The 18,586-nt window shown below is 66.2% G+C and carries 14 protein-coding genes; 1 reads left to right on the forward strand and 13 read right to left on the reverse strand.

From position 1 onward, the window contains the following. Positions 1-6 precede the first annotated feature (6 nt). From putA to hemE, 3 genes are all read right to left on the reverse strand, one after another. On the reverse strand, positions 7-3,936 hold the full coding sequence (putA, locus tag EX20_RS06200) for a trifunctional transcriptional regulator/proline dehydrogenase/L-glutamate gamma-semialdehyde dehydrogenase (RefSeq protein ID WP_011882823.1): 3,930 nt from the start codon (positions 3,934-3,936) through the stop codon (positions 7-9). A gap of 367 nt (positions 3,937-4,303) precedes the next feature. Further along, positions 4,304-6,565 carry a primosomal protein N' gene (locus EX20_RS06205; protein ID WP_034192983.1) on the reverse strand — a complete coding sequence of 754 codons (2,262 nt, stop codon included), beginning with the start codon at positions 6,563-6,565 and terminating at the stop codon, positions 4,304-4,306. A 445-nt stretch (positions 6,566-7,010) separates the two neighbouring features. Then, on the reverse strand, positions 7,011-8,105 hold the full coding sequence (gene hemE, locus EX20_RS06210; RefSeq protein WP_014722178.1) for a uroporphyrinogen decarboxylase: 1,095 nt from the start codon (positions 8,103-8,105) through the stop codon (positions 7,011-7,013). Positions 8,106-8,251: 146 nt separating this feature from the next. Here hemE and EX20_RS06215 point away from each other — a divergent pair, with 146 nt between their 5' ends. Beyond that, positions 8,252-9,049, forward strand: a complete 798-nt coding sequence (locus EX20_RS06215; protein ID WP_034192984.1) for a transporter substrate-binding domain-containing protein — start codon at positions 8,252-8,254, stop codon at positions 9,047-9,049. A gap of 175 nt (positions 9,050-9,224) precedes the next feature. On the opposite strand, the gene EX20_RS32765 is transcribed toward EX20_RS06215, so the two are convergent. The 10 genes from EX20_RS32765 to atpB all read right to left on the reverse strand — a co-directional run bounded on the left by EX20_RS32765 (position 9,225) and on the right by atpB (position 18,556). Next, on the reverse strand, positions 9,225-9,461 hold the full coding sequence (locus EX20_RS32765; RefSeq protein ID WP_231572242.1) for a hypothetical protein: 237 nt from the start codon (positions 9,459-9,461) through the stop codon (positions 9,225-9,227). A 194-nt stretch (positions 9,462-9,655) separates the two neighbouring features. Continuing rightward, the gene (locus EX20_RS06220; protein WP_034192985.1) at positions 9,656-11,383 is read right to left on the reverse strand and encodes an AMP-binding protein; all 1,728 of its coding nucleotides are present in this window, start codon (positions 11,381-11,383) and stop codon (positions 9,656-9,658) included. Between the two features lie 257 nt (positions 11,384-11,640). Beyond that, the gene (locus EX20_RS06225; RefSeq protein WP_011882817.1) at positions 11,641-12,066 is read right to left on the reverse strand and encodes a F0F1 ATP synthase subunit epsilon; all 426 of its coding nucleotides are present in this window, start codon (positions 12,064-12,066) and stop codon (positions 11,641-11,643) included. 160 nt (positions 12,067-12,226) lie between these two features. Next, on the reverse strand, positions 12,227-13,621 hold the full coding sequence (atpD, locus tag EX20_RS06230; RefSeq protein WP_011882816.1) for a F0F1 ATP synthase subunit beta: 1,395 nt from the start codon (positions 13,619-13,621) through the stop codon (positions 12,227-12,229). Between the two features lie 65 nt (positions 13,622-13,686). Continuing rightward, positions 13,687-14,562 (reverse strand): F0F1 ATP synthase subunit gamma, encoded by an 876-nt coding sequence (gene atpG / locus EX20_RS06235; protein ID WP_011882815.1) that lies wholly within the window; start codon positions 14,560-14,562, stop codon positions 13,687-13,689. A 69-nt stretch (positions 14,563-14,631) separates the two neighbouring features. Continuing rightward, a complete protein-coding gene (gene atpA / locus EX20_RS06240) occupies positions 14,632-16,173 on the reverse strand; it encodes a F0F1 ATP synthase subunit alpha (RefSeq protein ID WP_011882814.1) in 1,542 nt (513 codons plus the stop codon). Positions 16,174-16,217: 44 nt separating this feature from the next. Further along, positions 16,218-16,757 carry a F0F1 ATP synthase subunit delta gene (locus EX20_RS06245; RefSeq protein WP_011882813.1) on the reverse strand — a complete coding sequence of 180 codons (540 nt, stop codon included), beginning with the start codon at positions 16,755-16,757 and terminating at the stop codon, positions 16,218-16,220. A gap of 2 nt (positions 16,758-16,759) precedes the next feature. Then, complete coding sequence (locus EX20_RS06250) at positions 16,760-17,230, reverse strand: F0F1 ATP synthase subunit B (RefSeq protein WP_011882812.1); 471 nt, start codon at positions 17,228-17,230, stop codon at positions 16,760-16,762. A gap of 129 nt (positions 17,231-17,359) precedes the next feature. Beyond that, on the reverse strand, positions 17,360-17,629 hold the full coding sequence (gene atpE, locus EX20_RS06255) for a F0F1 ATP synthase subunit C (protein ID WP_006482730.1): 270 nt from the start codon (positions 17,627-17,629) through the stop codon (positions 17,360-17,362). 75 nt (positions 17,630-17,704) lie between these two features. After that, positions 17,705-18,556 (reverse strand): F0F1 ATP synthase subunit A, encoded by an 852-nt coding sequence (gene atpB, locus EX20_RS06260; RefSeq protein ID WP_011882811.1) that lies wholly within the window; start codon positions 18,554-18,556, stop codon positions 17,705-17,707. Positions 18,557-18,586 lie beyond the last annotated feature (30 nt).

Here is an 18,586-nt window from a genome sequence, read left to right on the forward strand (position 1 = left end):
GGATCGTCAGCCGATCGTCATCAAATTCGCATTGCCACCCGCCGCGGCCGTGTTCACGCTGACCGAGCGCTCGGTCAGCAGCCGCTCGAGCGCGTAGTCTTCCGCGTCGCCGTTCTCGAACGCGCCCGCCGACACGCCCTGCACCGACACGATCGGCCCCGGGCGCTGCGCGACGTCCTTCACGAGCGTCTGCAGCTCGTCGCTGTCGCCTTCGAACAGCACGGCGTCGAACGGCGCGTCGGCCTGCTTGCGCACGGCCGCATGGCCCTTCAGCGCGGCCGGCAGCGCGGCGACCAGCGCCTCGCCCGCCGAGCCGGCGAACAGCGCCCGGTTGCCCGTCGCCAGCACCGCCGCGAACTGCGCGCGCGCGCCGCTCGGCGTGGCCGCGACACACAGCACCGTGCCGCGCGGGCCGAGTGTATACGTGTTTCGCTCGCCCGTCGGCCCGGTCAGCACGGCCGTCGCACCGGCCGGCACCTGGGACAGATAGCCGTCGCAGCGCGCCGCCAGCGCCGGCTCGCGCTGCTCGATCAGCCAGTCGCGCAGCGCGGTGAGCGCCGCCGCCGGATTGCCGCGCTGCTCGCCTTCGGCCACGCCGTCGGCGATCAGCGTCTGCGCGAGCGCCTTCGGCAAGCCCGACGGACGCGTCGCGAGCAGACGCTGCAGGTACAGCGCGCCGCCGGCCTTCGGGCCCGTGCCCGACAGCCCTTCGCCGCCGAACGGCTGCACGCCGACCACCGCGCCGATCACGTTGCGGTTCACGTAGATGTTGCCGACGTGCGCATTGGCGATCACGTGCGCGATCGTCTCGTCGATCCGCGTGTGGATGCCGAGCGTGAGCCCGTAACCGGTCGCGCGGATCTGCTCGAGCAGCTTGTCGAGCTGGCTGCGGCGGTAACGCACCACGTGCAGCACGGGGCCGAACACCTCGCGCTTCAACTCGTCGATGCTGCCGATCTCGATCAGCGTCGGCGGCACGAAGGTGCCGTGCGCGCAGGCGTCGGGCATCGGCAGCTGCGTGACCGCGTGGCCCTTGTCCTTCATCGCGGCGACGTGCGTGTCGATCGTCTGCTTCGCTTCGGCGTCGATCACCGGGCCGACGTCGGTCGACAGACGGTCCGGGTTGCCGAGCGCCAGCTCGTGCATCGCGCCCTTGAGCATCGTCAGCGTACGGTCGGCGACATCGTCCTGCAGACACAGAACGCGCAGCGCCGAGCAGCGTTGACCGGCCGAGTCGAACGACGATTGCATCACGTCCGCGACGACCTGCTCCGCGAGCGCCGACGAGTCGACGATCATCGCGTTCTGGCCGCCCGTTTCGGCGATCAGCGGAATCGGCTTGCCGTCCGGGTCGAGCCGCGCGGACAGCGTCTTGTTGATCAGGCGCGCGACTTCGGTCGAGCCGGTGAACATCACCGCACGCGTGCGCGGATCGGCGACCAGCGCCGCGCCGACGGTTTCGCCGGTGCCCGGCAGCAGCTGCACCGCGCCGGCCGGCACGCCGGCCTCGCGCAGCAGGCGCACGGCCTGCGCGGCGATCAGCGGCGTCTGTTCGGCCGGCTTGGCGAGCACCGTGTTGCCGGCCGCGAGCGCGGCGGCCACCTGCCCCATGAAGATCGCGAGCGGGAAGTTCCACGGGCTGATGCAGACCACCGGGCCGAGCGGACGGTGCGTGTCGTTCGAGAACTCGCCGCGGATCTGCGCCGCGTAGTAGCGCAGGAAGTCGACGGCTTCGCGGATTTCGGCGATCGCGTTCGGCAGCGACTTGCCGGCTTCGCGCACGATCAGGCCCATCAGCGTGTGCATCTGCGCTTCGAGCAGATCGGCTGCGCGCACCAGGCAGTCGGCGCGCGCATCGACCGGCGTCGCCTGCCAGATCGGCGCGGCCGCGACCGCGTGGGCGAGCGCCGCGCTCACGTGCTCGGACGTCGCTTCGCTGACCGCGCCGACCACGTCGCGCTGGTCGGCCGGGTTGCGCACGTCGCGCGCCGGGGCGTCGGCGAGCGCGTCGTCGGCCAGCATCGGCGCCGCGCGCCACGGATGATGCGCGCTCGCGAGCAGCGCCGACGACAGCGACGCGAGACGGTGCTCGTTCGACAGGTCGAGGCCCATCGAGTTGGCGCGCTCGTCGCCGTACAGGTTGCGCGGCAGCGGGATCTTCGCGTGCGGCGCGCCGAGCGGCACGACCTTCGACGCCTCGTCGACCGGGTCGGCGACCAGCTCCTTCACCGATACCGTCTTGTCGGCGATGCGGTTCACGAACGACGTGTTCGCGCCGTTCTCCAGCAGGCGGCGCACGAGGTACGCGAGCAGCGTTTCGTGCGTGCCGACCGGCGCGTAGACGCGGCACGGGCGGTTCAGCTTGTCGCGGCCGGTGACTTCCTCGTACAGCGGCTCGCCCATCCCGTGCAGGCACTGGAATTCGTACTGGCCCGGGTAGTAGTTCTGGCCGGCCAGGTGATAGATCGCGGCGAGCGTGTACGCGTTGTGTGTCGCGAACTGCGGGTACACGGCGTCGGGCGCCGCGAGCAGCTTCTTCGCGCACGCGAGGTACGACACGTCGGTGTAGATCTTGCGCGTATAGACCGGATAGCCTTCGAGGCCGTCGACCTGCGCGCGCTTGATTTCGCTGTCCCAGTACGCGCCCTTCACGAGGCGGATCATCAGGCGGTGACGGCTGCGGCGCGCGAGATCGATCAGGTAGTCGATCACGAACGGGCAACGCTTCTGATAGCCCTGCACGACGAAACCGATGCCGTTCCAGCCGGCGAGATCCGGATCGAAACACAGCGCCTCGAGCAGGTCGAGCGACAGCTCGAGCCGGTCGGCTTCTTCCGCGTCGATGTTCAGGCCGATGTCGTAGCGGCGCGCGAGCAGCGCGAGCGCACGCACGCGCGGCAGCAGCTCGCTCATCGTGCGGTCCTGCTGCGAGCGCGAGTAGCGCGCGTGCAGCGCCGACAACTTGATCGAGATGCCCGGGCCCTCGTAGATGCCGCGGCCGCCCGCGGCCTTGCCGATCGCGTGGATCGCCTGCTCGTACGACGCGTAGTAGCGCAGCGCGTCCTCTTCGGTGGTCGCCGCTTCGCCGAGCATGTCGTACGAGTAGCGGAAGCCGCGCGCTTCGTACTTGCGGCTGTTCGCCAGCGCTTCCGAAATCGTCTCGCCGGTGACGAACTGCTCGCCCATCAGGCGCATCGCCATGTCGACGCCCTTGCGGATCAGCGGCTCGCCGCCGCGCCCGATCAGGCGCGTGAGCGCCGACGACAGCCCCGCTTCGCTGTTGGTCGTCACCAGCTTGCCGGTGATCATCAGGCCCCAGGTCGCCGCGTTCACGAACAGCGACGGCGCGTGGCCGACGTGCGAGCGCCAGTCGCCCTTGCTGATCTTGTCGCGGATCAGCGCATCGCGCGTCGCGCGGTCGGGGATGCGCAGCAGCGCTTCGGCGAGGCACATCAGCGCGACGCCTTCCTGGCTCGACAGCGAAAACTCGTGGATCAGCCCTTCGACGCCGCCGCCCGAGCTCTTCTCGCGCAGCGTCTCGACGAGGTGCGTCGCGAGCGTCTGCACGTCCGCCTGCAGGTTCGCCGGCAGGCGCGCCTGGCCCAGCAGGAACGGCACGCATTCCGGCTCGGGGCGGCGATACGCGGCGGTGATCGCCGCGCGCAGCACCGATTGCGGCTGCACGTTCTGCGCGAACTCGAGGAACGGATGCGGCGAGTTGTCGTCGTCTTCCGCCGCGTGGCCGTCGGCGAGCTCGGTCACGCCGCTGCTGCCCGACAGCTCGGGCGGCAACTGACCGTGCTCGATGCGCTCGAGATACGCGAAGATCGCCTGCTTGATCAGCCAGTGGGGAGTGCGCTCGAGACGCGTCGCCGCGTCTTTCAGGCGCGAGCGGAGAAGGTCGTCGACTTTGACGCCGAGAGTCGTGCTTGCCATGGTGGGTTCGTGCGCCGGCGCGGGTCCGGCCATGTGGTGTGAGAGGATGCGCGAAATCCTACGGCACGCAATAAAAAGGTGCAACCGAATTACACGGCCGGTTGCACCCATTGGATAGTCAATATAATCAGCCACTTAGGCGGTTGCAACCTAGGAGTTGCCCGTGGTCGGCGGATCGGTGTTTTCCCTGATCCGTGCCGTTTGGCCGGCGGCGGCGGCTTTTGGGGCGCGCGGCGCGTGGCCGAAGCGGGTTGCACTGACGGTGTCGACGCGCGCGGCGCCGCGCACGCGGCGCCGCGCACGCGGCGGGCCGGCGGACGGGAAAGGGCCATAGCGTGGCGGCGTGAAGCGGCAGCCCGCGCCGCGCTCAGATGTCGAGCGGATCGACCTCGATGCTCCACCGCAGCACGCCCTTCAACGCGCGCAGCTGCGGCTGCCATGCGCGCAGCGCATGCTGCAGCGCCGAGCGCGACGCGCTCTCGAGCAGCAGCTGGGCGCGGTGGACGTTCGCGACCTTCACGATCGTCATCGGCACGGCGTCGTAGACGGTCACGCGCTCGGCGCCCGGCAGCCCCGGCAGCGCGGCGGCCGCCTGCAGCAGGAACCCGAGCGCCGCGTCGAGCGTGCGCCCTTCGGCGCGCAACAGCGCCTGATAGACGAACGGCGGCAGGTGCGCGTCGCGCCGCTCGCCGAGCGTCGAATTGGCGAAGCCGACGTAATCGTGCCGGCCGAGCGCGTGATACAGCGCGTGACGCGGATAGCGCGTCTGCACGAGCACCTCGCCGGGCAGCCCGGCGCGGCCCGCGCGGCCGCTCACCTGCATCAGTTGCGCGAACAGCCGCTCGCTCGCGCGGAAATCGTGCGAGAACAGCGCGGTGTCGGCATTCAGCACGCCGACGAGCGAGACGCGCTGGAAGTCGTGCCCCTTCGCGATCATCTGCGTGCCGACCAGGATGTCCACCTCGCCCGCATGCACGTTGGAGAACAGCGCCTGCGCGCTGCCCTTGCGGCGCGTGCTGTCCGCATCGATGCGCAGCACGCGTGCGCCCGGCACGGCCTCGGCGAGCGCCTCCTCGATGCGCTGCGTGCCGCGGCCGAGCGGTGCGATGTCGACGTTTCCGCATTCCGGACACGAGCGCGGAATGCGCGCTTCCCAGCCGCAGTGATGGCAGCGCAGCGCATGCTCGGGCTTGTGCAGCACGACGTAGGCGCTGCAGCGCGGGCAGCCGGCGACCCAGCCGCATGCGTCGCACGCGAGTTGCGGCGCGTAGCCGCGCCGGTTCAGGAACACGAGGCTCTGTTCGCCGCGTTCGAGGCGCGCCTTCAGCGCCGCGACGAGCGGCCCGGAGAGTCCGCCCATCGACGCGCGCCCGCGCCGCCGCTCCTCTTCGAGATCGATCAGGCGCACGGTCGGCAGCGTCGCATCGGCCACCGCGCGGCGCGACAACGTGAGCCGCGTGTAGCGGCCCTGCTCGGCCTGCCACCAGCTCTCGAGCGACGGCGTCGCCGAGCCGAGCACGACCGGAATGCCGAGATGCTTCGCACGCCATACGGCCAGATCGCGCGCCGAATAGCGCAGGCCTTCCTGCTGCTTGTACGCGGGCTCGTGTTCTTCGTCGACGACGATCAAGGCGAGCATCGGCAACGACGCGAGCACCGCCAGCCGCGTGCCGAGCACGATGCGCGCGCGCCCGGTATGTGCGGCGAGCCAGTTGCGCGCGCGTTCGCCTTCGGCGAGCCCGCTGTGCAGCGTGACGATCGCGTCGTCGGCGAGCGTGCCCGCGAAGCGCGCGCGAAACGCGGCCTCGAACTGCGGCGTCAGGTTGATTTCGGGCACCAGCACGAGCGCCTGCGCGTCCGGCCGCGCGTCGAGCAACGCGGCCAGTGCGTGCAGATAGACCTCGGTCTTGCCGCTGCCGGTCACGCCGTGCAGCAGGAACGGCGCGAAGCCCTGTGCCGCGCGAATCGCGTCGAGCGCCTCGGCCTGCTGGTCGGTCAGCGCCGGCGGCGCAGATCTTCCACTGCTTGTCGACAGGTTATCCACAGCTTTGGGCACAGGCGCATCGCCCCAGCCGATTTCGTCGACGGCCACCCAGCCCCGCGCCGCCCAGTCGTCGAGCGTCGCGGCGGCCTTCGGGTGCATCGCGCGCGCATCGGGCAGCGTCAGCGAAGCGGCGTCCGCGAGTGCCTGGGCGAGCCGCCGCAGCGCGGCGCCTCGTGCGGGCAGCGCATCGGGAAGCGCCGCGCGGCCGGCGTCGGTCAGCCGATAGCGCAGCTCCGGCGCCAGCAGCCGGCCCCAGCGCTGCGCGTCGCGCAGCGCCTGCGGCAATGCGGGCAGCGCGACTTCGCCGCGCCCGCGCTGATAATAGTCGGCCGCGAATGCAACGAGCGCCAGCCAGTCCGATCCGAGCGGCGGAAGCTCGGTACAGACCGCGTCGATCGCGCGCAAACGGGAGGGCGGCACATCCGTGTGAGTCGTCACTTCGCACACGAGGCCGACGGCCTGCCGCTTGCCGAACGGCACCTGGACCAGCGTGCCGGGCCGCGGCACCGGCTGCACGTCGCAGCGATAGTCGAACAGCGTGGCCAGCGGATGGTCGAGCGCGACCCGCAGGTAGGCGCCGTCCATCACCGCACTCCCGCGGCGATGGACGCAGCGCCGACGCAGTGCAGCACGCCGGGTGCGGTGGCGGACTTAAAGTAAAACTTCACATTCGGCGCTAAGTTTTGGATTCGCATTAGGAATCGCCGTATACCCTGACCAGCCTGTGGATAACTTTGTTGAGAACTCGGCGCTGAATAGCCGAGAAGGGCGTGCGGCGGCGCTTTCCGCCGATTTCGGCCGCGCTGCGCCGCGCCCCGCGGAGCCTTATTCCATAAGGCTGCTATTCAAATTCCCCAACCATAGCGAGACAATTCGACCGATACAGGCCTCTACCGCGCTGCAACGTGGAAAATGTGTATAAGTCAAGTCTTGACAAGCGATGAATCGGCATCCGGGGCGGGGTTGCGCCCTGTTTAGCGCCGGCCGCGAAACGCTGCAATTCCGCGGCGCAGCATGCCGGCGCTTGCGTTCAGCCCGCGGCTCCGCTACGCAGCTTACGGCTGTAGCCATGCACCTCGTCGACGAGTTCGGCGACGTGGTCGGGCGACGTGAACTGCGAAATGCCGTGGCCGAGGTTGAACACATGGCCCGGGTGATTGCCGTAGCTGTCGAGTACCGCGCGCGCCTGTTCCCGCACTGCAGCAGGCGGCGCGAACAGGATCGTCGGGTCGAGGTTGCCCTGCAACGCCACGCGCCCCGCCACGCGCTCGCGCGCGGCGCCGAGATTCACCGTCCAGTCGAGCCCGACCGCGTCGACGCCGGTCGCCGCGATTTCCTCGAGCCACAGCCCGCCGCCCTTCGTGAACGTGATCACCGGCACGCGTTCGCCGTCGTGTTCGCGCTTGAGCTGCGCGACCACGCGGCGGATGTAGTCCAGCGAGAAGCGCTGGTATGCGCCGTCGGCCAGCGCGCCGCCCCAGGTGTCGAAGATCATCACGGCCTGCGCGCCGGCTTCGATCTGCGCGTTCAGGTACGCGGCCACGGCCTGCGCGTTCACGTCGAGGATCCGGTGCATCAGGTCGGGGCGCGAATACGCCATCGACTTCACCGTGCGGAAATCGTCCGATCCGCCGCCTTCGACCATGTAGCACGCGAGCGTCCACGGGCTGCCCGAGAAGCCGATCAGCGGCACGCGCTGCCGGCCCTGACCGTCGGTCAGCGCGCGACGGATCTCGCGCACCGCGCCCGTGACGTAGCCGAGCGTTTCGTCGATGTCCGGCACCGCGAGCTTCGCGACGTCGGCCTCGGTGCGCACCGGATGCGCGAACTTCGGCCCTTCGCCGGCCTGGAAGTCGAGGCCGAGCCCCATGGCATCGGGAATCGTCAGGATGTCGGAGAACAGGATCGCCGCATCGAGCGGGAAACGATCGAGCGGCTGCAACGTCACTTCGGTCGCGTAGTCGGGATTCTTCGCGAGGCCGAGGAAACTGCCGGCGCGGGCGCGCGTCGCGTTGTATTCGGGCAGATAGCGGCCGGCCTGGCGCATCAGCCAGATCGGCGTGTAGTCGGTCGGCTCGCGCAGAAGCGCACGCAGGAAGGTGTCGTTGAGCAGGGTATAGGCCACGGTAGGAGCGACGATGCGAGAGCAAACCGGCATTTTACCGGAGCGCGGCCGCGCGGCCGTCATGCCGATGCGATGGCGGCCATATGACGCGCGCGACGGCTCCGTTATGATCGAACGCTGATATCACCGAACAACGGAGGAGACCGATGAAACGATTCGCCACACTCGCCGCGCTGGGCGCCGCGACGCTGTTCTGCTGCGGCGCCGCGCATGCGCAGGCCACTGCGGCCACGGCCGCCGCAGGCTCGCGGCTCGACGACGTGCTCGCACGCGGCACGCTGCGCGTCTGCACGACCGGCGACTACAAACCGTATTCGTACTATCGGGGCGACGGGCGCTTCGAGGGCATCGACATCGACATGGCCGAATCGCTCGCGACTTCGCTCGGCGTGAAGGCCGAGTTCGTGAAGACGAGCTGGTCGAGCCTCACCAACGACTTCGTCGCGAAATGCGATATCGCCGTGGGCGGCGTGTCGACGACGCTCGAGCGTCAGAAGCGCGTGTTCTTCACGCAACCGTACGTGGTCGACGGCAAGACGCCGATCGTGCGCTGCGCCGACGCCGACAAATACCAGACCATCGCGCAGATCGACCGGGCCGAGACCCGCGTGATCGTGAACCCGGGCGGCACCAACGAGCGCTTCGCGAAGCAGTTCTTCACGCACGCGAACCTGAGCGTTTATCCGGACAACGTGACGATCTTCAAGCAGATCCTCGCCGGCAAGGCCGACGTGATGGTGACCGATGCGTCCGAGACGCTGCTGCAGCAAAAGCTGAATCCGGGCCTGTGCTCGGTGCATCCGGACAAGCCGTTCCAGTTCGGCGAAAAGGCCTACATGGTGCGGCGCGGCGACGTCGTGTTTCAGCAGTACGTCGACCAGTGGCTGCATCTCGCGCTGGCGAGCGGCGCGTACCAGACGATCTCCGACAAGTGGCTGAAATGATGTGATGGCCGGCGGCGGCGGGCGTCGAACATGTATCCGGCCGCCCGTCGCGCACGCCGAACCCGTTTCAAAATCTTTCTGACGATTGAATCGGCGGGCGCGGCGTCCGCCGCGCAATGCGCGTTTCGCCGTGCAAATCCGCAATTCGACGACACTGAACCGCGCGAAAATCGCATTACGCGCACGCGATGAAAACTCGGCGGGAAAGATAAGTAAATATGACCTTTTTCAGGACGCCGAAAACAGCAAAAAATCCCGGAAAGCCTTGTCCGACGGGCGTTACAACCTGAAACACTTTGTTACCGCGATGGGCCGTCAATTCGCCCACAATGGCCTCAACGGTTTCAACACGGATGCGGTCTCGTGTGCCAAGTGTGAGCGGACGCGAAGCGCTGCGAGCCCAGTCGGTCACGTACCGAAGCCCTTCCCAGGGGCATCCCTGTTGGAGTCGTTTCCGGCCCCCCGCCGGATCCGGTTTCAACTTTGGTCTCCTCGCGCTAACCCCGTAGCGTGTGGTTTTTAGCGGGCTAATAAGCCCGCTTTTTTTCGTCCATCGAAAACGCAACGGCCTGCCGGCCGCCGCGTTCCCTCCGTCGCCGCACCGCTTCACGCGGTCTTCTGCACGTCGAGCTTCAACTCTTCGATCATCCGTTCGCGCATCACGAACTTCTGCACCTTGCCGGTCACCGTCATCGGCAATTCGTCGACGAAGCGGATGTAGCGCGGAATCTTGTAGTGCGCGATCTGGCCTTGGCAGAACGCGCGCACGTCGTCGTCGGTCATCTGCTCGCCGGCGCACAGCACGATCCACGCGCACAGCTCCTCGCCGTATTTCGCATCGGGCAGGCCGAACACCTGCGCGCTCTGAATCTTCGGATGCCTGAACAGGAATTCTTCGATCTCGCGCGGATACACGTTCTCGCCGCCGCGAATCACCATGTCCTTCAGCCGGCCGACGATGTTGCAGTAGCCCTGCCCGTCGAGCGTCGCGAGATCGCCCGTGTGCATCCAGCCGTCGATCAGCACCTCGCGCGTCTTCGCGTCGTCGTCCCAGTAGCCGAGCATCACCGAATAGCCCTTCGTGCACAGCTCGCCGGTCGCGCCGACCGGCACGATGTCGCCGCCCGGATCGACGATCTTCACCTCGAGATGCGGCTGGATTCGCCCGACCGTCGTCGTGCGCTTCTCGAGCGGATCGTCGGTCGAGCTCTGGAACGACACGGGGCTCGTTTCGGTCATCCCGTACGCGATCGTGATCTCCGACAGATGCATCTGCGACACGACGCGCTTCATCGTCTCGATCGGGCAAGGCGAACCGGCCATGATCCCGGTGCGCAGCGTCGACAGGTCGAACGTCTTGAACTCGGGATGATCGAGTTCGGCGATGAACATCGTCGGCACGCCGTGCAGCGCGGTGCATCGCTCGTCGGCCACGGCCGCGAGCGTCGCGACCGGATCGAACGCCTCGCCGGGGAACACCATCGCCGCGCCCGTCGACACGCACGCGAGCACCGCCAGCACCATCCCGAAGCAGTGATACAGCGGCACGGGAATGCAGAGCGCGTCCTGTTCGGTGAAGCGCATCGCCATCGCGATCGAGCGCGCGTTGTTGACGACGTTGCGGTGCGTGAGCGTCGCACCCTTGGGGCTTCCCGTGGTGCCGCTCGTGAACTGGATGTTGATCGCCTCGCCGGCCGCGAGCGTCGCGCCGATCGCATCGAGCCGCGCGGCATCGAGCGTGTCGCGGCCGCGCGCCATCACGTCCGCGAAGCGGAACATGCCGGCAGGCGCGACGTCTCCCATCGACACGACCGTGCGCAGGCTCGGCACGCGCGCCGCGTGCAGATCGCCGGGCGTCGCGCTCGCGAGTTCGGGTGCGATCGTCTGCAGCATCTCGACATAGGCGGAGCTCTTGAAGCGCTCGGCCGCGATCACGGCCTTGCAGCCCACCTTGTTGAGCGCGTATTCGAGTTCCGCGAGCCGGTAGGCCGGGTTGATGTTGACGAGCACCGCGCCGATGCGCGCGGTCGCGAACTGCGTCAGCAGCCATTCGCTGCGGTTCGGCGACCAGATGCCGACGCGATCGCCCTTCACGATCCCGAGCTCGACGAGGCCGGCCGCCAGCACGTCGACCTCGTGCGCGAATTCGCGCCAGCTCCAGCGCACCTGCTGCTCGCGGAACACGACCGCCGGGCGGTCCGGAAAGCGGCCGGCCGTGTCGAGCAGGAAGCGGCCGATCGTCGCTTCGGATAGCGGCACGTCGGTTGCGCCGCGCACGTACGAGAGTCCGTTTTCGGGCGCGATCAGCGCCCGCATGCCAAGGTCTGCTGCCATCGATGTCTCCGTCCGTTTTTTTGTCTGATCGGCCCGGCGCGCGCGTTAGGCGCACCGCTCCGCCGCACTCGCGACGGGCGGCCTACGAGCGGATGATGCCGCGCTCCGCTGACGACACTCTGACATCGAATCGCTGCGCGCGGATGAAATAGCACGATCGGACGATACGACGCGGCCGGCACAACCGCGACGAAACCGCCGGACGAAAAAAAAGCAGCCCGAAGGCTGCTTTCTTTCGCGGGATACGCGCGCGCGGCTCAGTGCCGGCTGCGGATCTTCGCCAGACGCTGGATCGCTTCGAGCTGCGCCATCGCGGTCGCGAGCTCCGATTGCGCCTTTGCGAGGTCGAGGTCCGACTTCGCGTTCTGCAGCGTTTCCTCGGCACGCTTGCGCGCGTCCTCGGCTTTCGCCGCGTCGAGGTCCTTGCCGCGGATCGCGGTATCGGCGAGCACCGTCACGGCGCCCGGCTGCACTTCGAGGATGCCGCCCGCGACGAACACGAATTCGTCGTTGCTGCCCTCGACTTCGATGCGCACCGCACCCGGACGGATCCGCGTGATCAGCGGCGTGTGACCCGGCAGAATACCCAGCTCACCCGTTTCGCCCGGCAGCGCGACGAATTTCGCCTCGCCCGAGAAGATCTGCTCTTCCGCGCTGACGACGTCTACTTTGATGGTTGCCATATCGACTCCTGTCAACGAGCGCAAACGCCGCAAGGCGCGTGCGCTCGTCCCATGCACGGCGGGTTGAGCGTATTGCGGTCGGCGCGGCCGGCCGGCGCACGAGCCATCGACGGTTCGTGCAGCCGGCCGGCGCGCGCCAGCGTGCTACTCACTCAAGCCCTTACTGGATCTTCTTGGCCTTTTCGAAGGCTTCGTCGATCGTGCCGACCATGTAGAACGCCTGTTCCGGCAGGTGGTCGCACTCGCCGTCGACGATCATCTTGAAGCCGCGGATCGTTTCCTTCAGCGGCACGTACTTGCCCGGCGAGCCCGTGAACACTTCCGCGACGTGGAACGGCTGCGACAGGAAACGCTGGATCTTACGCGCACGTGCGACCGACAGCTTGTCTTCCGGCGACAGTTCGTCCATGCCCAGAATCGCGATGATGTCGCGCAGTTCCTTGTAGCGCTGCAGCGTTTGCTGAACGCGACGCGTGATCGTGTAGTGCTCTTCGCCGATCACGTTCGGGTCGATCTGGCGCGACGTCGAGTCGAGCGGGTCGACCGCCGGGTAGATACCCAGCGAAGCGATGTCACGCGACAGAACGACGGTTGCGTCCAAGTGACCGAAGGTGGTCGCCGGCGACGGGTCGGTCAAGTCGTCCGCAGGGACGTACACGGCCTGAACCGACGTAATCGAGCCCTTCTTGGTCGACGTGATGCGCTCTTGCAGCTTGCCCATTTCTTCAGCCAGCGTCGGCTGATAGCCCACTGCCGACGGCATACGGCCGAGCAGTGCCGACACTTCGGTACCGGCCAGCGTGAAACGGTAGATGTTGTCGACGAAGAACAGCACGTCGAGGCCTTCGTCACGGAAGTGCTCAGCCATCGTCAGGCCGGTCAGCGCGACGCGCAGACGGTTGCCCGGCGGCTCGTTCATCTGGCCGTACACCAGCGCGACCTTGTCGAGAACGTTCGAGTCCTTCATTTCGTGGTAGAAGTCGTTCCCTTCACGGGTACGCTCGCCCACGCCCGCGAACACGGAGTAACCGCCGTGCTCCTTCGCGATGTTGTTGATGAGCTCCATCATGTTGACGGTCTTGCCCACGCCTGCACCACCGAACAGACCGACCTTGCCGCCCTTCGCGAACGGGCAGATCAGGTCGATGACCTTGATACCCGTTTCGAGCAGTTCGGTCGACGGCGACAGCTCGTCGAACGCCGGAGCCTTCTGGTGGATCGAACGCGTATGTTCGCTTTCGATCGGGCCGGCCTCGTCGATCGGACGGCCGAGGACGTCCATGATACGACCGAGGGTCGGCTTGCCGACCGGCACCGAAATCGGCTTGGCCGTGTTCTTCACGGTCAGGCCGCGGCGCAGGCCGTCGGATGCACCCAGACAGATGGTGCGGACCACGCCGTCGCCCAGCTGCTGCTGGACTTCGAGCGTCAGTTCCGAGCCATCGAGAATAAGCGCGTCGTAGATCTTCGGCATGCTGTCGCGCGGGAATTCCACGTCGATAACGGCGCCGATGCACTGTACGATCTTGCCTTCTACCAAAGCAGCAGTACTCATCGCTTTTCCTTTAAATACCTGATTCTTTACTCGCGCAAAGGCGCAGTTGTCGTCCGGGCGCGCGCTTAAACAGCAGCTGCGCCGCCGACGATCTCCGACAGTTCTTTCGTAATCGCGGCCTGGCGGCTCTTGTTGTACACGAGCTGCAGTTCGCTGATCACCGTCTTCGCGTTGTCGGACGCGGCCTTCATCGCGACCATGCGCGCCGATTGCTCGGACGCCATGTTTTCCGCGACGGCCTGGTACACCAGCGCCTCGACGTAACGCACGAGCAGTTCGTCGACGACTGCCTGCGCGTCCGGCTCGTAGATGTAGTCCCACGACGTGGCCGGCGTACCGTCATTGGCGTCGAAGTGGTCCGCCGACAGCGGCAGCAGCTGTTCGATCACGGCTTCCTGCTTCATCGTGTTGACGAAGCGCGTGTACGCGATATAAACGGCCGACAGCTTGCCTTCCGAGTACAGATCGAGCTGCGTCTTCACGGCGCCGATCAGCTTGTCCAGGTGCGGGGTGTCGCCGAGGTGTACGACCTGCGACATCACCTTCGCGCCGAAGCGGTTCAGGAACCCGAGGCCCTTGCTGCCGATTGCGGTAGCTTCGACCTTCTGGCCCCGCTCTTCGAGCTCCTTGAACTTCTGCACCGTCGCACGCAGCACGTTGGTGTTCAGACCGCCGCAAAGACCCTTGTCCGTCGTGACGAGGATGATGCCGGCCGTCTTCGCGCCGTCGTTCGCCACCATGAACGGGTGGCGGTACTCCGGGTTCGCACGGCTCATGTGCGCGGCGATGGCACGGACCTTGTCCGCGTACGGACGAGCGGCGCGCATGCGTTCCTGCGCGCGGCGCATCTTCGATGCGGCCACCATCTCCATCGCCTTCGTGATCTTGCGCGTGTTTTGCACGCTCTTGATCTTGCCGCGAATTTCCTTCATTCCAGCCATAGCTTGCTCCTTGACCGGAGCGGCGCGGGCGCCTCAGCACCCGCGCTGCCCCGTTGTGTCACTCGCGGATCAATAGGCACCCGACTTCTTGAAGGATTCGATCGCCGCGCGCAGCGCGCCTTCGTCGTCCTTCGAGAGGTCCTTGGTGTCTTCGATGCGCTTGATGAGGTCAGCGTGGCTGGTCTTCAGGTTGTCGCGCAGGCCCTTCTCGAACGACAGCACTTGCTTGACGTCGAGATCGTCGAGGTAGCCGTTGTTCGCGGCGTACAGCGACACGGCCAGTTCCCACACCTGCAGCGGCTGGTACTGCGGCTGCTTCAGCAGTTCCGTCACGCGGCGGCCGCGCTCAAGCTGCTTGCGGGTCGCTTCGTCGAGGTCCGATGCGAACTGCGCGAATGCGGCCAGTTCACGGTACTGCGCGAGGTCGGTACGGATACCGCCCGACAGCTTCTTCACGACCTTCGTCTGAGCGGCACCACCGACGCGCGACACCGACACGCCGGCGTTGATTGCCGGGCGGATGCCTGCGTTGAACAGGTCGGTTTCCAGGAAGATCTGGCCGTCGGTGATCGAGATCACGTTCGTCGGAACGAACGCGGTCACGTCGCCGGCTTGCGTTTCGATGACCGGCAGTGCCGTCAGCGAGCCGCTCTTGCCCTTCACTTCGCCGTTCGTGAACTTCTCGACGTACTCTTCCGACACGCGAGCCGCACGCTCGAGCAGACGCGAGTGCAGATAGAACACGTCGCCCGGGTACGCTTCACGGCCCGGCGGGCGGCGCAGCAGCAGCGAGATCTGACGGTATGCCCATGCCTGCTTGGTCAAGTCGTCATAGATGATCAGCGCGTCTTGACCGCGGTCGCGGAAGTATTCGCCCATCGTGCAGCCGGCGTACGGTGCCAGGTACTGCATCGCGGCCGAATCCGACGCCGAAGCGGCGACGACGATCGTGTATTCCATCGCGCCCGTTTCTTCGAGCTTGCGAACCACGTTCATGATCGACGAAGCCTTCTGGCCGATCGCGACGTAGATACAGATCAGGTCCTTGCCCTTCTGGTTGATGATCGCGTCGAGCGCCACCGCGGTCTTGCCGCACTGACGGTCGCCGATGATCAGCTCACGCTGGCCACGGCCGATCGGCACCATCGCGTCGATCGACTTGATGCCCGTCTGCACCGGCTGCGACACCGACTTACGCCAGATCACGCCCGGGGCGATCTTTTCGATCGCGTCGGTCAGCTTGGCGTTGACCGGGCCCTTGCCGTCGATCGGGTTGCCGAGCGCATCGACCACGCGGCCGACGAGTTCCGGACCAACCGGCACTTCCAGGATGCGGCCCGTCGTCTTGACGACGTCGCCTTCCGAGATGTGTTCGTATTCGCCGAGAATCACCGCGCCGACCGAGTCGCGCTCGAGGTTCAGCGCGAGGCCGAACGTGTTGCCCGGGAACTCGAGCATTTCGCCCTGCATCACGTCGGACAGGCCGTGGATGCGCACGATACCGTCGGTCACGGAGATCACGGTGCCCTGGTTGCGAACGTCTGCGCTCGCTTCAAGGCCCTGGATCCGGCTCTTGATCAGCTCGCTGATCTCAGAGGGATTGAGTTGCATTATTCGCTCCTGATAGTCAATTCTGTTGCGTGCCGGCGTGGCGCTCAGGCGGTCAACGCAGCCTGCATCGATGCGAGGCGCGCGCGAACCGAGGTGTCGAGCACTTCGTCGCCGACCGTCACGCGCACGCCGCCGATCAGCGACGAATCGACTTCGACCGTCGGTTTCAGCTTGCGCTTGAACTTGCGTTCGAGGCCCGAGACGAGACTGTCGAGCTCCGCGCCTTCCAGCGGGAACGCGCTCACGATCTCGGCGTCGGCTGCACCTTCACGTTCGTTCTTGAGCGCCTCGAACTGCTCGGCGATTTCCGGCAGCAGCGCGATGCGATGATTGTCGACCAGCATCTGCACGAAGTTCTTCGCTTCGGCGCCAGCCGCGAGCGGCGACTTCACCGCAACAAGCAGCAGCTCGGCTACTTGCTTGCGGGTCACCTTCGGGCTCGACGCGACCGACAGCACTTCCGGCAGATGCGCAACCTGGGCCAGCTCTTGCACGAGCGTGGACCAGGCGGCGATGTCACCGCCCTCGGCCACGCGGAACAGCGCTTCTGCGTAAGGGCGGGCGATGGTTGCAAGTTCGGCCATGATCAGAGCTCGGCTTTCAGTTGATTCAGCAGTTGGGCGTGGGCCGTTTGATCGACTTCGCGCTTCAGGATCTGCTCGGCGCCCTTCACGGCCAGCGCGGCAACTTCGCCACGCAGCGTTTCGCGCGCCTTCACGATTTGCTGTTCTGCTTCCGCTTTCGCCTGGGCGACGATGCGGGCGGCTTCAGCCTGGGCGTTGGCCTTGATTTCCTCGGCGACCGCCTGGGCACGCTTTTCGGCGTCGGCGATGCGCTGCTGGCCGTCGTTACGGGCCTGCGCGAGTTCCTGGTCCACGCGCTTGTGCGCTGCGTCGAGTTCCGCCTTGCCCTTTTCCGCGGCGGCGAGGCCGTCGGCGATCTTCTTCGAACGTTCGTCGAGGGCGTTGATCAACGGCGGCCACACGAATTTCATCGTGAACCACGCGAGGACCAGGAACACGACCATTTGCGCAAACAGAGTTGCGTTGAGATTCACGGTGTTTCCTTATCTGCTATTCCGGAAAAATGAAACGGTAAGGCGCTCATCGAGTTGCATTCGATCAGCGCCCCAAGTCTCCGTTCCGCCCTGCGCCGGCTCACGCCGTGCGCATATTTCCGAGGAACCTTAGCCTGCGAGCTTCGACAGGAGCGGGTTCGCGAACGCGAACAGCATTGCGACACCAACACCGATCAGGAATGCAGCGTCGATCAGGCCGGCCAGCAGGAACATCTTGGTTTGCAGCGGGTTGATGAGTTCCGGCTGACGTGCGCAGGCTTCGATGTACTTGCCACCCATCAGCGCGATACCGATACAGGCGCCGATTGCACCCAGGCCGATGATGATGCCGATACCGATGGCGGTCAGACCCTGGATGTTGGCGATGTAAGCTTGCATGATCACTCCTTTGAGAAAAGACTTGGAACTTAGATTTAAAAAACTAAAACGGAAACTCTTGTTTGCACGTCGCGCTTAGTGCTTGTCGTGCGCCTGGCCGAGATACACCAGCGTCAGCATCATGAAAATGAATGCCTGCAACAGAACAATCAGGATGTGGAAGATTGCCCAGACGCTGCCCGCGATCACGTGACCAACGAAGCCGAGGAACGTTGCGTCGCCACCGAAGCTCCACATGCTGCCGAGCAGGGCGATCAACAGGAACAACAGCTCACCTGCGTACATGTTGCCGAACAGCCGCATGCCGAGGGAGACGGTCTTCGCGACGTATTCGACGATGTTCAGCGCAAGGTTCGGGATCCACAGCAGCGGGTGGCCGCCGAACGGCGCCGACAGCAGCTCATGCACGAAACCGCCGGCGCCCTTGATCTTGATGCTGTAGTAGATCATCAGGACGAACACGCCGAGCGCGATGCCGAGCGTGCCGTTCAGGTCGGCCGTCGGGACGATGCGGTGGTGGGAAATCACGTCCGACAGACCGAGCAGGGCGATCACGCGGCCCGGCAGGTCGACCGGCAGGAAGTCGAGGGAGTTCATCAGCGCGACCCACACGAACACGGTGAGCGCGAGCGGAGCGATGAACGTGCGATTGCCATGGACGATGGCCTTCGATTGATCTTCGACCATCTCGACGAGCATTTCGATCGCGCACTGGAAACGGCCCGGCACGCCCGACGTCGCCTTGCGGGCGGCCAGACGCAACACGACGATCGTCACGATCCCGCACACGATCGACCAGAACAGCGTGTCGATGTTCCAGACGTGGATGTCGAAAATCGACGTCTGATGCGAGGTGGAAAAGTTCTGCAAGTGGTGCGCAATGTACTCGGACGGATCCGGACCGCGCGTGCCTTCGCTAGCTGCCATATCGTTAATGCCACCCAAATTGTCGAAAAT

It is taken from the genome of Burkholderia sp. WP42, assembly GCF_000745665.1.
GTDB lineage: Bacteria > Pseudomonadota > Gammaproteobacteria > Burkholderiales > Burkholderiaceae > Burkholderia > Burkholderia vietnamiensis.

Bases quoted from the DNA above. Each gene is read 5' to 3' on its own strand.
- atpA (WP_011882814.1), bottom strand. From the start codon at position 16,173: ATGCAACTCAATCCCTCTGAGATCAGCGAGCTGATCAAGAGCCGGATC.
- atpG (WP_011882815.1), bottom strand. From the start codon at position 14,562: ATGGCTGGAATGAAGGAAATTCGCGGCAAGATCAAGAGCGTGCAAAAC.
- EX20_RS06225 (WP_011882817.1), bottom strand. From the start codon at position 12,066: ATGGCAACCATCAAAGTAGACGTCGTCAGCGCGGAAGAGCAGATCTTC.
- EX20_RS06245 (WP_011882813.1), bottom strand. From the start codon at position 16,757: ATGGCCGAACTTGCAACCATCGCCCGCCCTTACGCAGAAGCGCTGTTC.
- EX20_RS06220 (WP_034192985.1), bottom strand. From the start codon at position 11,383: ATGGCAGCAGACCTTGGCATGCGGGCGCTGATCGCGCCCGAAAACGGA.
- atpE (WP_006482730.1), bottom strand. From the start codon at position 17,629: ATGCAAGCTTACATCGCCAACATCCAGGGTCTGACCGCCATCGGTATC.
- atpB (WP_011882811.1), bottom strand. From the start codon at position 18,556: ATGGCAGCTAGCGAAGGCACGCGCGGTCCGGATCCGTCCGAGTACATT.
- EX20_RS06215 (WP_034192984.1), top strand. From the start codon at position 8,252: ATGAAACGATTCGCCACACTCGCCGCGCTGGGCGCCGCGACGCTGTTC.
- EX20_RS06205 (WP_034192983.1), bottom strand. From the start codon at position 6,565: ATGGACGGCGCCTACCTGCGGGTCGCGCTCGACCATCCGCTGGCCACG.
- atpD (WP_011882816.1), bottom strand. From the start codon at position 13,621: ATGAGTACTGCTGCTTTGGTAGAAGGCAAGATCGTACAGTGCATCGGC.
- putA (WP_011882823.1), bottom strand. From the start codon at position 3,936: ATGGCAAGCACGACTCTCGGCGTCAAAGTCGACGACCTTCTCCGCTCG.